The following is a 13,654-nucleotide window of genomic DNA, read 5'->3' on the forward strand; positions in this document are numbered from 1 at the left end:
TCACAGCTTGCGCCGGAGCCGGTCTCGGTACGAACGCCCGTCCGGGTCGTACATGAACCGGTACACCGGCTCGGCCCACAGCCGCGTCAGCAGCCCGAGTCGTTCGGCCTTGTGCGGGCGCAAGCGGCCGGGCGGTCTCGGTCCTCGCCGACCCGAGGCGTACCACGCCTCCAGCGCCTCTGCGGTTTCAACGATCTCGGACACCGCGGTGACCGGATCGACCAGGCCGCCGTCCTCGCTGCGGTCCAGATGCTCGCGCATCAGCTTCAGCCTGAAATCCCGTGCGAAAACGCCCTCGGAATCCAGTACCGCACAGGATAACTCGCTGTCGTGCGTCCACGATCGCCGGTTGAAGTTGTCGCTACCCGAACACGCCCACACATCGTCGATCACGCAGACCTTCGCATGCACGTACACCGGTGTGCCCTCGTGGTTCTCGACATCGAACACGTGCACCCGATCCGGTGCGGCACGTTGACACGTCTCGATGGCCTGCCAACGCCCGACCTGGTTGGGCGGCAGGGCCAGCCGGCCGTCGACATCGGGGTAACGCGGCACCACCGCGACCAGATGCAGATCGGAGTTGGCCCGTAGCGCCGCCGCGAACAGGTCGGCCACCCGCTTGGACCACAGGTACTGGTCCTCCAGGTAGATCAGCCGGCGAGCCCGCGGCACCGCCTTGCTGTACGCGCGGGCGATGCTGCGCTCGCCGTGCGGCGCGAAGTCGTACGCGAAATGGGCGTCCGGGTAGGTCCGCAGCACCTGCACGCTGTGCGGACCGCACGGTGGCGGGTGCGGCGGTTGCTCCGGCAGCGCATCGGCGGTCATGTCCGTGCCACTGAACTTGTCCCGCAGCCATGCCAAAGGATTCAGCATGTCCAGGGACGCAGGATCGTTCCACCGTTCACGAAACGTCATGTCCAGCGCGCCGACGACCGGCCCCTGCAACCGCAACTGCACGTCATGCCACGGTGGATGGTCGCCGTAGCGCGGTGACATCTCGATCGCCTGAGGGTCGCCGTGGTGCGAGGCGTCATCCCGCCGCGAGTGACACAGGTCGATGCCTCCCGCGAACGCCACATCGCGCTCCGGGGAACCGGGATGGCGGATCACGACCAGCTTCTGATGATGCGAACCGCCGATCCGCACCCGCTGGTCCAACAGGACCTCGCCGCCGGCCTTCTCGATGTGCTTACCGAGATGGCGGTTCTCCTCCTCGCTGTAGGAGAGCTCATCGAGATGCGACCGCCACACCAGACCCTTGACCACCACCCCGCGTTCGGCTGCACGGCAGAACAACTCGCGAACCGTCGGCCCGTTGTCACGCATCTTCTCGTCGGGGTCGCCACGCCAGTCGGTGAAGAACACGTAGTCGCCCGCCGCGAGCGCCTCCACCTCGGTGGCGAGGTGGTCGAAATAGGTCGAGCCGTGCACGAGCGGTTCGACGCGGTTTCCTTCGCACCACGCCGGGATGTCCGACGCCGGGTTGCCGCGCTCCTGCTCGGTCAGGAACCACTCCTCGACGTTCACGGCCGCCGCCGCAACAGCCGGTCGCGATACGAGCGACCGTCGGGGTCGAAGATCATCCGGTAGGCGGGTTCGGCCCACAGCCGTGTCAGCGGATCGACCCGCTCGCTCTCGTGCGGTCGCAGTCGTCCCGGCGGTCGCGACCCGGAGCGGCCCGACCGATGCCAATCCTCCAAAATCGCTGCGCACGCGATCATCTCGTCGACGGCGGCGACCGGGTCGACCAGACCCTCGTCTTCGCTGCCGTCCTCGGCCCGGTCGAGATGCTCGCGCAACAACCGCAGCCGTAAATCACGCGCGAACCGGTCGTCGGCGTCGAGCACCGCGCACGACAGTTCGCTGTCATGTGTCCACGACCGGCGATTGAAGTTGTCGCTGCCGATGCAGGCCCAGGTGTCGTCGATGACACACACCTTCGAGTGCACATAAACCGGTGTGCCCTCGTGGTTTTCGACGTCGAACACGTGCACCCGGTCAGGCGCGGCGCGGCGGCACGCGTCGAGCGCCAGTTGACGCCCGACCAGCGTCGGCGGGCGGCCAAGACCACCTTCCAGATCGAAGTAGCGCGGCACGACCGCCACCAGTTGCAGGTCGGGATTGTTGGTCAACGCCTCGACCAAGAGGTTGGCGATCTCATCGGACCACAGATACTGGTCCTCCAGATAGATCAGGCTCCTGGCGCGCCGAATCGCCTTCGTGTAGCCGCGTGCGATGCTGCGTTCGCCCTCCTTGGCGAACTCGTACTGGATCAAGGCGTCGCCGTAGGTGCGGAGCACCTGCACCGCGTGCGGTCCGCAGGCCGGCGGGTCCGGCGGTTGCTCCGGTAGCGGGCGCGGCCGCTGGTCCTCGCCCCCGAACCTGTCGCGAAGCCACGCAAGCGGGTTGAACAGATCCAGCGGCGCGCGCGCCGTCCACCGCTCCCGGAAGGTGACGTCCAGCGCCCCGATGACCGGACCGCGCACCTGCAGCTGCACGTCGTGCCACGGCGGGCGCTCCCCGTACCGCTTCGACATCTGCACCGCCTGCGGGTCACCGCGGTGCGACGCGTCGTCGCGACGCGAGTGGCACAGGTCGATGCCTCCGATGAACGCCACGTCCCGCTCCGGTTCACCGGGGTGGCGGAGCAGCACCAGCCGTTGATGATGCGATCCGCCCACCAGCACCCGCTGATCGAGCAGCACCTCCCCACCGGCGCGCTCGATGGTCTCGGCCAGGTGACGGTTCTGCTCCTCGTTGAACTGCAAGCGATTTGGATACGACCGCCACATCAGACCCTTGACGAGCACGCCGCGCTCGGCGGCCGAGCGGAACAGTTCGGCGACGGTAGGGCCGTTGTCGCGCAACCTCTGGTCGGCGTCGCCGCGCCAGTCGGCGAAGAACAGGTGATCTCCCGCGCGAAGCGCCTCAACCTCGGTGACGAGCCGATCGAAGTACGACGCGCCGTGAATAAGAGCCTCGGCGTGGTTGCCCTCGCTCCACGCCGGCAGCTCCCAATCGGGGTTACCGCGTTCACCGGCGGTGAGGAACCATTCGGCCAGCACTGACACCCCGTGGGATGCCCACTCGACGCTGGATCTACGCGCGGAATAATGGGCCGCGTGACGGCAAGAGTCCTGTTTCTCTACAACGACCCCCTCGCGACCGAGGCGCTGCTCGGCGAGGCGTTCGTCGACGAGGGCTTCGACGTGCACACCTTCGAGGTGGTGCCCCGTGAGCGCACACACTCCCCTGCCGACGACGTCACGTTTCCCGACCCGACCCACTACGACGTGCTTGTACCTCTCGGCGCGCGCTGGCCCGTCTACGACGACGCGCTGCGCCGCACCTGGGTCGGCGAGGAGATGGCGATGATCTGCCGCGCGGCCGACGCGGGCATCGCGATCCTCGGCATCTGCTTCGGCGGACAACTGCTGGCGCAGAGCTTCGGCGGGACGGTCACACGGTCGCTGTCACCCGAGATCGGTTGGTATGACGTCGAGTCCACCGATCCGGAACTGGTGCCCGGCGGTCGATGGTTCCAATGGCACCACGACCGCTGGACACTGCCGCCCGGCGCCACCGAACTGGCCCGCACCGCCGACGCATCCCAGGCGTTCCGGTTCGGCCGCGCGCTCGCGCTGCAGTTCCACCCCGAGGTCGACCTCGAGCTGCTGGACCGATGGCTGGCCGACGACGATATCGGCGAAGTCGCCGCCTTCGGCCTCACCCGTGACGAATTACGTTCTCAGACAGACAGGTTCGCAGGCGACGCGGCCAGCCGGGTACGGTGTCTCGTGCACGGCTTCGTGACACGTGTGGCCGGTCAACCGTGCCCGAGCTCGTGAGCGAGCGCACCGTCCAGCGACGGATGACGGAAGCGATGGCCGAGCGCCTGCAATGCGGCGGGCAGCACTCGTTGATTGGCTTCGGCGAGTTCGCGCGCTCCCTGTTCCCCGAGCAGTAGTCGCGGCCCGAACGACGGAACCGGCACGACGGCGGGACGGCGCAGCACCCGCGCCAGCGTCCTGGTGTAGTCGGCGTTGCGCACCGGATGTGGGGCCACCGCATTGACGGGACCGGCCATCCGGTCGTCGTAGAGCGCGCGGAGATACACGTCGAGCAGATCGTCGAGCGCGATCCACGCCAGCCACTGCCTGCCGCTGCCCAGCCGGCCACCCAGGCCGGCGGCGAACAACGGCCGCATCAGGCGCAGCGTGCCCCCGCGCGCGGACTGCACGATCCCCGTCCGGATGGTGACGACCCGCAACCCCGCCTCGGCGGCCGGCGCCGTCGCCGCCTCCCAATCCCGGACCACCTCGGCCAGGAAGCCGTCCCCGGCCACGCTTTCCTCGGTCAGCGCCGCATCGCCGCGGTCGAAACCGTAGATGCCCACCGCCGACGCACTGACGAAGATTCTCGGTCCGTCATCGGCCCGCGCCGCCACCTCGGCGAGCCGACGGGTCGGTTCGAGGCGGCTGGCGCGGATCGCGTCCTTGTGGGCGTCGGTGAACCGGCCGGCTATCGACGCACCCGCCAGGTGCACGACCGCATCGACCCCGGTCAACAGCCCTGGATCCGGCCGATCGGGATTCCACTGCCGCTCGTCCGCGCCCGCCGCCGCCCGCCGCACCAGCCGGATCACTCGGTGCCCTCCCGTGCTCAGGAACGCTGTCAACGCCGACCCGACCAGACCCGATGCGCCGCTGACCGCGACCGTGAGCGGGCGAAGCCCTGCGTCGGCGGCGTCGCGGTGAGCGGCAAGGTCGTCGGCCAGTTGGCGGTGGCGGTAGACGAACATCGGCCGCAGCGCCGCCGCCGGCACCGGCGCCTCGATGCGGTCATAAACCCGGGTGCCGCCGGGGGCCTCGCCGAACTCGTGAACGTGGGTCCACCGGCCGACCAGTCGCGGCGGCCACGAGGCCGGCCCGTCCGAGGTCAGCACGTCGACGAAGCGGCGCGGCGGGTCATAGCGGCCCGGGTCGTGCTGGGCGATCCAACGCAGACCACCCGGCAGCCCGAGCACCGCGCGCCCATCGGCCAGCGACTCGGCTTCCGCGATCGCCTTCATCGGCTGCCACGGCGGGATCAGCCGCCTCATCGCGCCGGGTCGTGCGTACCAGCCGAACACCTCGTCGAGCGTGTGCCCGACGACGCTCTCGTATTCGATTCCCATGTGTCGATATTCGTCGCCGTCATGCCGATGGATTGCTTCAGGGTGGGGTACCCACGGTCGTAGTCATGAACGGATGGAGCGGGCTCGCCCGCCGAAGCGGCAAACGCCTGTATCAGGACCGCCGGGAGGCCGGCGAGGTTCTGGCCCGCGAGTTGTCGTCTTACCGCGGTCACGATGTGGTGGTGTTGGGACTCGCGCGCGGCGGCGTTCCGGTCGCCGCGCAGGTGGCCCGCTCGCTGCAGGCTCCCCTCGACGTCTTCCTGGTCCGCAAGCTCGGTGTGCCGCAATGGGAGGAGCTCGCGATGGGCGCGCTGGCCAGCGGGGGCGGTGTCGTCGTCAACGACAACCTCGTGCGCAACCTGGGCATCGGTGACGAGGCGATGCAGGCCGCGATCGCTCGCGAGACCGAGGAGTTGAACCGGCGCGAGCAGGCCTATCGCGGCGACCGCCCGCCTCCCGAGTTGACGGGCAGGACGGTGATCCTGGTCGACGACGGGATCGCCACCGGAGCCAGCATGCTCGCCGCGGTGCGTGCCGTGCGGTCCAAGAACCCGGCGCGGATCGTCGTCGCCGTCCCGGTCGGACCGCCGTCGGCGTGCCGCGAGCTAGCCAAGGAAGCCGACGACGTCGTCTGCGCGAGCATGCCGCAGGGATTCGAGGCCGTCGGCCAGGTGTTCGCCGACTTCCATCAGGTCAGCGACGACGAAGTGCGCGACCTGCTGGCCCCCGGCGAGCCGGACCAGCAAGGGCGCCAAGGGAATTAGCGGCGGTCTTCGCCGGAGTCGGCTTGTTCGACGACCGTGGTCTCGTCGTCGGCGCCGGGCTCGCCCGCGTACTCGGGTTGCTCCGCGACGGCCTCGTCGTCGGGATAGTCCTCGTAGTACTCCGGATCGGCATCGGTCTGCGCGTCGGGCGCCGCGTCGGCCTTGCGGCCCGAGCGCTCCCGCACCGCATCCACGATCAGCAGCACCACACCGATCACGCTGGCCGCAATACAGACCCAGGCGATCAGTTCATTGCTGGTGACGACGGCCGTCACCAGTGCCGCGAGGCCGATGACAGCGAGGACGAGCGCAACGATCAGCATTGATCAACCCTAGGCCAAAGCGGGTTCAGTTGTTTCCCCGGTTGAACTGATTGAAACCACCGCCGTCGTTTCCGGCGCTGGAGTCGACGGGCGCGGCCGAACCGCGCTGGCCGAGCTCCTCGAGCTGGGACTCCAGATAAGTCTTGAGCCGGGTGCGGTATTCGCGCTCGAACGTGCGCAACTGTTCGAGGCGGCCCTCCAGCACGGTGCGCTGCTGATTGATGGTGCCCATGATCTCGGAGTGCTTGCGCTCCGCATCCGCCTGCAGGGCGTCGGCCTTCTCCTGCGCCTGGCGCAGCTGCGCCTCGGACCGGGTCTGGGCGTCGGCGAGCATCGCGTCGGCGCGCTGGCGAGCATCGGCGACGGTGGTCTCGGCGGTCTGCCGCGCCTCGCTCACCAGGGCATCGGCCTGCGCCCGCGCATCGGCGAGCAGCTTTTCCGACTCGGCCTTCGCGGTGCTGGTCAACCGGTCCGCGGTGTCCTGGGCCAGGCTCAACACCTTGGCCGCCTTCAACGCCTGGTCCTCGCTGGGCTGCGACGAAGGCGCCTCATAGGCCGGCTGCGGAGTCGGAGCAGGCTCGGGGGCGGGCTGCTCGTAGACCGGCATGGCCTGTGTCGACTGGCTTCCGCCGGAGCCGGAAGCCAACTCCTGCTCCAGCTCGGCGACACGCTGCCGAAGATCCGCGTTCTCCTCGATGAGGCGCGTCAGCTCGTTCTCGACCAGATCGAGGAACGCGTCAACCTCATCCTCGTTGTAGCCGCGCTTGCCAATGGGTGGCTTGCTGAACGCGACGTTGTGAACGTCGGCGGGTGTGAGCGGCATTGTCGCCCCCTTGAAGTCTGGACAGTCAACCGGTCTCAAAGTGTAGAGCGTGGGTGGAACGTAACTGGCGTCCATCCTGTCACACCAGACGCGGCCGTAGCAGAAGAGGATGAAATTAAGAGCGAATTTCAAACACGGCCGGACACGCGGCGACCATTTCGCCGCTCAATTTCTTGCCGGCAAACGGCCCGGTCTCCACTCATCGGGAGAGCCGATTCCGTCTGGCTCGATGCGGTCTCAGGCCGCCGCGCCGAAGGCCAGTTGCATGCCGATGAAGGCGACGAGCAGCAGCACCATGATCGACAGGTCGAAGCGCACCGCACCTATCGTGAGCTGGGGAATGAGCCGCCGCAGTAGCTTCACCGGCGGATCGGTCAGCGTCATGATGATCTCGAGGATCACCACGGTGGCGCCCTTCGGATGCCAGTCCCGGGAAAACGACCGGATGAACTCGACCACAACCCGCGCGATCAGCAGCAGCCAGAAGACGAACAGGGCGAAGCCCAGGATTTCGAAAAAAAGCGACAACGCGGACGGTCCTCACTACGGGCTCAGATGTGACGTTTACTACAGGCTTGATACAGGCAAGTCTCGCCCGAGACCTCTCAAGCCCGCACGCGACGCCAGCCTACCCGTCTGTGAGACGACCTATTGATAGGAGTAGAAGCCGGCCTCGGCGATGCGGCGCCGCTCCTCGGCCGTCACGTCGATGTCCGCCGGCGACAGCAGGAACACCTTGGTGGCCACCTTGTCGAACGACCCCCTCAGCGCGAAGGCCAGGCCTGCGGCGAAGTCGACGAGGCGCTTGGCATCGGCGTTGTCCATCGACACCAGGTCCATGATCACCGGGGTTCCGTCGCGGAACCGTTCGCCGATCGTGCGGGCCTCGCTGTAGTCCTTCGGCCGCAGCGTGGTGATCTTCGCCAGCGGGCTGCCCGCCTCGAACAGCTCGGCCATCCTGCGGGGGTCCATGGCCAGCGCGCCGCGGGTGGCGCCGCGCATCGGGGCGAAACGGGGTGCCGGGCGCTCGAACTCGCGCGGTGCGCGCAGTCTCGGCTCGAAGCGGTCCTCGTAACCGCGGTAACCGCCCGGCGCATCGTCGTAGTCGCGGTCGTCGTAACCGCGGTGGCCCGGGCCGTACCCGTCGTCGTCGAAGTGTTCGTCTCGACTACGGCGCGAATATCCACGTGAGGCGCCGCGGTCGTCGTCCTCGTAGTACTCGTCGTCGTAGTCGTCCATCGGGGCCATACCGAAGTAGGCCTTGACCTTGTGAAGTGTGCTCATCGTTCGACCCTTCTCATGCCCTGGACTCTGGTGTCTGTGATGAAGATGTGACTGGAGTGACTACTTCTGGTGACGGTAAAGGACGTTGTCCCAATAACGCGGTACCGACACGCACACATGTCGAGCCGTGTTTGACCGCCGCTTCGAGATCGTTCGACATACCGGCCGACAGCTGAAGGCGCTGCGGGTAGCCGGCCTGCACCCGCTTGTACTCGGCGTTCACGCGCGCGAACGCCGCGTCCGCATCCTCGCCGAGCGGAGGGATCGCCATCAGCCCGGCGAACTCCAGTCCGGGTGCGGCGTGCGCGGCGGCGCACAATTCGTCGACCGAATCGGGTTCGTCGATGTCGACGCCGCCGCGGCTTTCGTCCCCATCGAGGCTCAGCTGGATGAAGACGCGCAGCGGTTCGTTGCGCCTGCCCTCGTCGAGCGCGGAGGACGCCGCGCGGCTCAGCGCGTCGATCAATTTGCGGGTGTCGACCGAGTGCGCCGCATACGCCCAGCCGGCAATGGATCGCGCTTTATTGCGCTGTATCCGGCCGACCATGTGCCAGCGAATGGATCCGACATCGGGAATGGCGGCGATTTCTCGGACTTTATTCGACGCTTCCTGTTCGCGTGATTCGCCGAAAGCCTCACAACCCAAACGGCGAAGAATAATGACATCGTGGGCGGGAAAGAATTTGGTTACCGGTAACAATTCAATGTCGGTGATATCGCGCCCTGCGGCCTCGGCGGCGGCGGCCAGGCGTTTGCGCACGGCCGCCAGCGCTTGGCTCAGCTCGACTTCGCGGGAGGACGGCACGGTGTCGCTCACTCCATCCACACCAGTGAGGCGAACCGCCCGGTCGGGGCGTCGCGGCGATGGCTGAACAAGTTGCGGTCCTCGATCGTGCAGCGAGGGTCGACGTCGATGGCGGTGACACCCAAAGTCGTTAATTGCCGGTGGATTCCGGCTCGCAGGTCCAGCGCGGGTGTGTTCTTCGCGCTCATCGTGCGGCTGCCGGGCAGCGCGGTCTCGACCTCGGCGGCCATGGCCTCGGGGACCTCGTAGTTGCGCCCGCTGGCCGCCGGTCCGAGCAACGCCGAGATGTCCTCGGCGTGCGCGCCGAGCGACAGCATCGCCTCGACGGTGCGCGCCACGACGCCGTTTTGCGCACCGACGCGCCCGGCGTGCACGGCGGCCACCACACCGGCGCGCGCGTCGCCCAATAAAACGGGAACGCAATCGGCGGTGACCACCGCCAAAGCCAACCGCGGTGTGGCGGTGACCAATGCGTCAGTTTTGTCGACCGGATGATCCGTGGCGTCGTCGACCACGGCGACGTGATCCCCGTGCACCTGATTCATCCACACGATTGCGTCATCGCCCAATCCGATGGCGCCGCCGAGCCGTTTGCGGTTGGCGGCGACGGCCTGCGGATCGTCGCCGACGTGGTCGCCGAGGTTGAAGGTGTCGAACGGCGGCGCGGAGACGCCGCCGGCCCGTGTCGTGGTCACGCGCCGTATGCGAACCGTCACGGTCGCCAGTATTGCCGGATCAGTGGCGCATGAACGGCGGCACGTCGACGTCGTCGTCATCGTCCCCGCCGATACTGACCGTCGCGCCGTTGGTGTGTACCGGCACGCTCGCCGGATCCGCGGGCTCGAACAGCGATGTGCTCACCTTGCCGGCCTTGCCCGGGGTGATGCCCTGCCCTTCGGCCGGGCTGACCACCGGTTTGCGTCCAGGACCGGCGGAGTCGAAGCCTGCGGCGATCACGGTGACCCGCACCTCGTCGCCGAGCGAGTCGTCGATGACCGTGCCGAAGATGATGTTGGCATCGGGATGGGCGGCGTCCTGCACCAGCGACGCGGCTTCGTTGATCTCGAACAGGCCCAGATCGCTGCCGCCGGCGACCGAGAGCAGCACACCCTGCGCGCCCTCCATCGACGCCTCCAGTAGCGGCGAGTTGATCGCGATCTCGGCGGCTTTGAGCGCACGGCCGTCGCCGCGTGCCGAACCGATGCCCATCAGCGCGGTGCCCGCCCCGCTCATCACGCCCTTGACGTCGGCGAAGTCGACGTTGATCAGGCCGGGTGTGGTGATCAGGTCAGTGATCCCCTGCACGCCGTTGAGCAGCACCTCGTCGGCGCTGCGGAACGCGTCCATCAGCGAGACCGCAGCATCGCCCATCTGCAGCAGCCGGTCGTTGGGGATCACGATGAGCGTGTCGCAGCTCTCCCGCAACGCCTGGATGCCGTTCTCGGCCTGGTTGCTGCGCCGCTTGCCTTCGAACGAGAACGGCCGCGTCACAACGCCGACGGTCAACGCGCCGAGCTTGCGCGCGATCGACGCCACCACCGGAGCGCCACCCGTGCCGGTGCCGCCGCCCTCGCCCGCCGTGACGAACACCATGTCGGCGCCGCGCAGCAGCTCCTCGATGTCGTCCTTGGCGTCTTCGGCGGCCTTGCGCCCCACTTCGGGATCGGCGCCGGCGCCGAGACCGCGCGTGGAATCGCGACCGACGTCGAGCTTGACGTCGGCGTCGCTCATCAACAACGCCTGTGCGTCGGTGTTGATGGCGATGAACTCCACGCCCTTGAGGCCTTGCTCGATCATCCGGTTGACGGCATTGACGCCGCCGCCACCGATGCCGACCACCTTGATGACGGCGAGGTAGTTATGTGGGGGGGTCATCGCGATCCCTTCCTCCCAAGTTGTCCGACGACACGCCGAGCCTTGGCAAACCCTAAACCTCAACCAGAGGGTTATAGTTATGTCAAGTTGTTCCGCGCAACCAGAACGGTAGGGCGAGGTCGCGACCTAGCGACGCAGGCGCGCCGACACGCGCGACAAATTTTCGTGCAACTTCGCGCTGGACTCGCAACGGCGAGTTGGACGCAGAGACTCACTTCACGGTCGGCAGGTCGGGACTCGACACGTCGTAGGTCTTGCCCGGCTGGGTGAGCAACGCCCCGAGTTTGAGCGCCTTCTCCTCGGTCCGGTCAGTGGTTCCCCACACCACCTCCCTGCCGTCGATGAGCTGCAGGGTGATGGACGCGACCGAGGGCGCCGCGATGCGGGCGACCTGCGCGGCGACCTCCGGGCGCAGCGACGTCATCACCTGCAGCGCCGCTTTGGTCGGTGCGTCGTTGGGACCGGGATTGTCGGTGTCGAGGTAGGGCACCCCCGGCGGCGGCGGGCCGATCGCGAAGTCGACGCCGTCGCGGTCGAACAGGTGCGGTCCATCCGGATAGTCCTTGACCACCACCGGAACTCGCTCGACGACGGTGATCCGCAGGGTGGACGGATACTGGCGCTGAACACGTGCGCTGGCGATCCGCCGGATCGCGGCCACCCGCTCGGCGACGTTGTCGGTGTTCACCTGCAGCAGCGGCGTGCCCGGCGCGACGGCCGCCGCGGCGACGATCTCCTCCTGCGTCACCGCGCCCACACCGGTGACCACCGTGTTGCGCACCGCCATGACCGGAGTGAAGTACAGCAGCAGTCCGAGCCCGACGACGATGACGCTGATCAGCGCCGACCACATCAGCACCTTCAGGCCGCGGACCGTTCCCCTCCGCAGTTTGCGGGTGTCGCCCGCGGGCTTGCCCAGTGCGCGCCGCTTGGCCTCCCTGCGGGCCTGCTCGATCGCCGTGGCGCGGGCTTGAGCCGCGCGGCGCTCCTCACGCTCGCGGCGCGCGCGCCGGCGCGGGCCTTCGAAATCCGGTGTCTGATTGGATGTTTCAGAGTCTGGCGACGTTTCGGAGTCCGGCGGCGACTCCGCGTCTTGCGGCGTCTCATGCGACTGCGGCGCATCCTCCCCCGGCTCGGGCGCCTCCGAGGGCTCCGGGTCACGGTCGCTCGGCCCGGTCATCGCGACCCCGGTGTGCTCCGGTTGGCCTTGACGCGCAGCGCGGTGAGGATCTCCGGGCCGAGCATCGTGACGTCGCCGGCGCCCATCGTGACGACGACGTCGCCCGGTGCGGCGGCCTCGGCCACCCGCGCTGAGACCGCCGAGAAGTCGGGCACATAGGTTCCCGGCACGCTGACGTGCTCGACGATGCTTGCTCCGCTGACGCCCGCGATCGGCTGCTCGCGGGCGGCGTAGACGTCGAGCACGAACACTTCGTCGGCACCGTCGAGCGCCTGTCCGAACTCGCGGGCGAATGTCTGTGTGCGTGAATACAAGTGCGGCTGGAAGACGACAATCGAACGACCGCCGGCCTGCTCAGTGACGGTGTGCAGCGCACCGAGCGTGGCGCGCACCTCGGTCGGATGGTGCGCGTAGTCGTCGAAGACCCGCACGCCGTTCGCCTCTCCGACCAACTCGAACCGGCGCCGCACCCCTTCGAAACCGGCCAGCCCGTCGAGCACCGCATCGACCGGTGCACCCGCCTCGACCGCCGCGAGCATCGCGCCGATCGCGTTGAGCGCCATGTGCCGTCCCGGCACCGCGAGCCGCATCACCCGCGGGTGCGGTTCGTCGGCGAACTGTATGTGCGCCACCGCGCCGGTGTCGTGCTGCTCCCAGTTCAACAAGGTGCCCTGCAGCGGCCGGCTCGGGTCGCTGCCGTAGCGCAGTACGCGGATGCCCAGCTCCTCGGTGCGCTCGGCGAGCGCCGCGGCGCCCGGGTCGTCCGTGCAGACCACAAGCGCGCCACCGGGTTTGAGGCGTTCGACGAAGTCGTCGAACACGGCGCCGTAGGCTTCGGCGCTTCCGAAGAAGTCGAGATGGTCGGCCTCGATGTTCGTCACCACCGCGACATCGGGGCTGTACTCCAGCAGTGAGCCGTCGCTTTCGTCGGCCTCCGCCACGAAGACGTCGCCGCTGCCGTTGTGGGCGTTGGTGCCCGCCTCGCCGAGGTCCCCGCCCACCGCGAACGACGGGTCGAACCCGCTGTGCTGCAACGCCACGATGAGCATCGACGTCGTGGTGGTCTTGCCGTGGGTGCCGGTCACCATCAGCGTGGTGTGGCCTGCCATCAGCTTGGCCAGGACCACCGGCCGCAGGATCACCGGGACACCGCGTCGACGGGCCTCGACCAGTTCCGGATTGGTCTTGGGGATGGCGGCGTGGGTGGTGACGACGGCGGTCGGGCCGTTCGGCAACAGGTCCAGCGAGGAGGCGTCGTGTCCGATCCGGATCGCGGCACCGCGGGCCCGCAACGCGGCCACCGCGCGCGACTCCTTGGCATCGGAGCCCGACACCAGCCCGCCGCGGTCGAGCAGGATGCGCGCGATGCCCGACATGCCGGCACCGCCGATGCCCACCATGTGCACCCGCTGCAGCTCCTC

The 13,654-nt window shown here is 68.2% G+C and carries 14 protein-coding genes; 2 read left to right on the top strand and 12 right to left on the bottom strand.

Annotated features, from left to right (window positions below; all coding sequences use genetic code 11):
* Both CEX87_RS07425 and CEX87_RS07430 read right to left on the bottom strand, forming a co-directional pair.
* The gene (locus CEX87_RS07425; protein ID WP_094286558.1) at positions 1-1,530 is read right to left on the bottom strand and encodes a phospholipase D family protein; all 1,530 of its coding nucleotides are present in this window, start codon (positions 1,528-1,530) and stop codon (positions 1-3) included.
* On the bottom strand, positions 1,527-3,074 hold the full coding sequence (locus CEX87_RS07430) for a phospholipase D family protein (RefSeq protein WP_064425652.1): 1,548 nt from the start codon (positions 3,072-3,074) through the stop codon (positions 1,527-1,529). The genes CEX87_RS07425 and CEX87_RS07430 overlap by 4 nt, the downstream gene beginning before the upstream one ends.
* Positions 3,075-3,116: 42 nt before the next feature.
* Between CEX87_RS07430 and CEX87_RS07435 the strand changes: the two genes are divergently transcribed.
* Positions 3,117-3,851 carry a type 1 glutamine amidotransferase gene (locus CEX87_RS07435; RefSeq protein WP_064425653.1) on the top strand — a complete coding sequence of 245 codons (735 nt, stop codon included), beginning with the start codon at positions 3,117-3,119 and terminating at the stop codon, positions 3,849-3,851.
* Here the strand turns inward: CEX87_RS07435 and CEX87_RS07440 are convergent.
* Positions 3,830-5,179, bottom strand: coding sequence for a TIGR01777 family oxidoreductase (locus tag CEX87_RS07440; RefSeq protein ID WP_066808578.1), 1,350 nt, complete (start codon positions 5,177-5,179; stop codon positions 3,830-3,832). The genes CEX87_RS07435 and CEX87_RS07440 overlap by 22 nt on opposite strands.
* A 65-nt stretch (positions 5,180-5,244) precedes the next feature.
* Here CEX87_RS07440 and CEX87_RS07445 point away from each other — a divergent pair, with 65 nt between their 5' ends.
* The gene (locus tag CEX87_RS07445) at positions 5,245-5,943 is read left to right on the top strand and encodes a phosphoribosyltransferase (RefSeq protein ID WP_064393985.1); all 699 of its coding nucleotides are present in this window, start codon (positions 5,245-5,247) and stop codon (positions 5,941-5,943) included.
* On the opposite strand, the gene CEX87_RS07450 is transcribed toward CEX87_RS07445, so the two are convergent.
* The 9 genes from CEX87_RS07450 to murC all read right to left on the bottom strand — a co-directional run bounded on the left by CEX87_RS07450 (position 5,940) and on the right by murC (position 13,633).
* Positions 5,940-6,266 carry a hypothetical protein gene (locus CEX87_RS07450; protein WP_064393986.1) on the bottom strand — a complete coding sequence of 109 codons (327 nt, stop codon included), beginning with the start codon at positions 6,264-6,266 and terminating at the stop codon, positions 5,940-5,942. The two genes, CEX87_RS07445 and CEX87_RS07450, sit on opposite strands and share 4 nt — an antisense overlap.
* A gap of 25 nt (positions 6,267-6,291) precedes the next feature.
* Entirely contained in the window at positions 6,292-7,089 is a 798-nt protein-coding gene (gene wag31, locus CEX87_RS07455) for a DivIVA-like cell division protein Wag31 (protein WP_064393987.1), read from the bottom strand.
* Between the two features lie 237 nt (positions 7,090-7,326).
* On the bottom strand, positions 7,327-7,617 hold the full coding sequence (locus tag CEX87_RS07460; protein WP_064349985.1) for a YggT family protein: 291 nt from the start codon (positions 7,615-7,617) through the stop codon (positions 7,327-7,329).
* Positions 7,618-7,737: 120 nt separating this feature from the next.
* Positions 7,738-8,373 (bottom strand): cell division protein SepF, encoded by a 636-nt coding sequence (locus tag CEX87_RS07465; protein WP_066842717.1) that lies wholly within the window; start codon positions 8,371-8,373, stop codon positions 7,738-7,740.
* Between the two features lie 13 nt (positions 8,374-8,386).
* Positions 8,387-9,190 carry a YggS family pyridoxal phosphate-dependent enzyme gene (locus CEX87_RS07470; RefSeq protein WP_416171890.1) on the bottom strand — a complete coding sequence of 268 codons (804 nt, stop codon included), beginning with the start codon at positions 9,188-9,190 and terminating at the stop codon, positions 8,387-8,389.
* Entirely contained in the window at positions 9,187-9,894 is a 708-nt protein-coding gene (gene pgeF / locus CEX87_RS07475) for a peptidoglycan editing factor PgeF (RefSeq protein ID WP_064418308.1), read from the bottom strand. The genes CEX87_RS07470 and pgeF overlap by 4 nt, the downstream gene beginning before the upstream one ends.
* A 19-nt stretch (positions 9,895-9,913) precedes the next feature.
* Positions 9,914-11,053 (bottom strand): cell division protein FtsZ, encoded by a 1,140-nt coding sequence (ftsZ, locus tag CEX87_RS07480; RefSeq protein WP_064349978.1) that lies wholly within the window; start codon positions 11,051-11,053, stop codon positions 9,914-9,916.
* Positions 11,054-11,264: 211 nt separating this feature from the next.
* Positions 11,265-12,233 carry a cell division protein FtsQ/DivIB gene (locus CEX87_RS07485; RefSeq protein WP_064418309.1) on the bottom strand — a complete coding sequence of 323 codons (969 nt, stop codon included), beginning with the start codon at positions 12,231-12,233 and terminating at the stop codon, positions 11,265-11,267.
* The gene (murC, locus tag CEX87_RS07490) at positions 12,230-13,633 is read right to left on the bottom strand and encodes a UDP-N-acetylmuramate--L-alanine ligase (RefSeq protein ID WP_064394188.1); all 1,404 of its coding nucleotides are present in this window, start codon (positions 13,631-13,633) and stop codon (positions 12,230-12,232) included. Before murC ends, CEX87_RS07485 begins: the two co-directional genes overlap by 4 nt.
* Between the last annotated feature and the right edge of the window lie 21 nt (positions 13,634-13,654).

It is taken from the genome of Mycobacterium lehmannii (assembly GCF_002245535.1).
GTDB classification, from domain to species: Bacteria; Actinomycetota; Actinomycetes; order Mycobacteriales; family Mycobacteriaceae; genus Mycobacterium; species Mycobacterium lehmannii.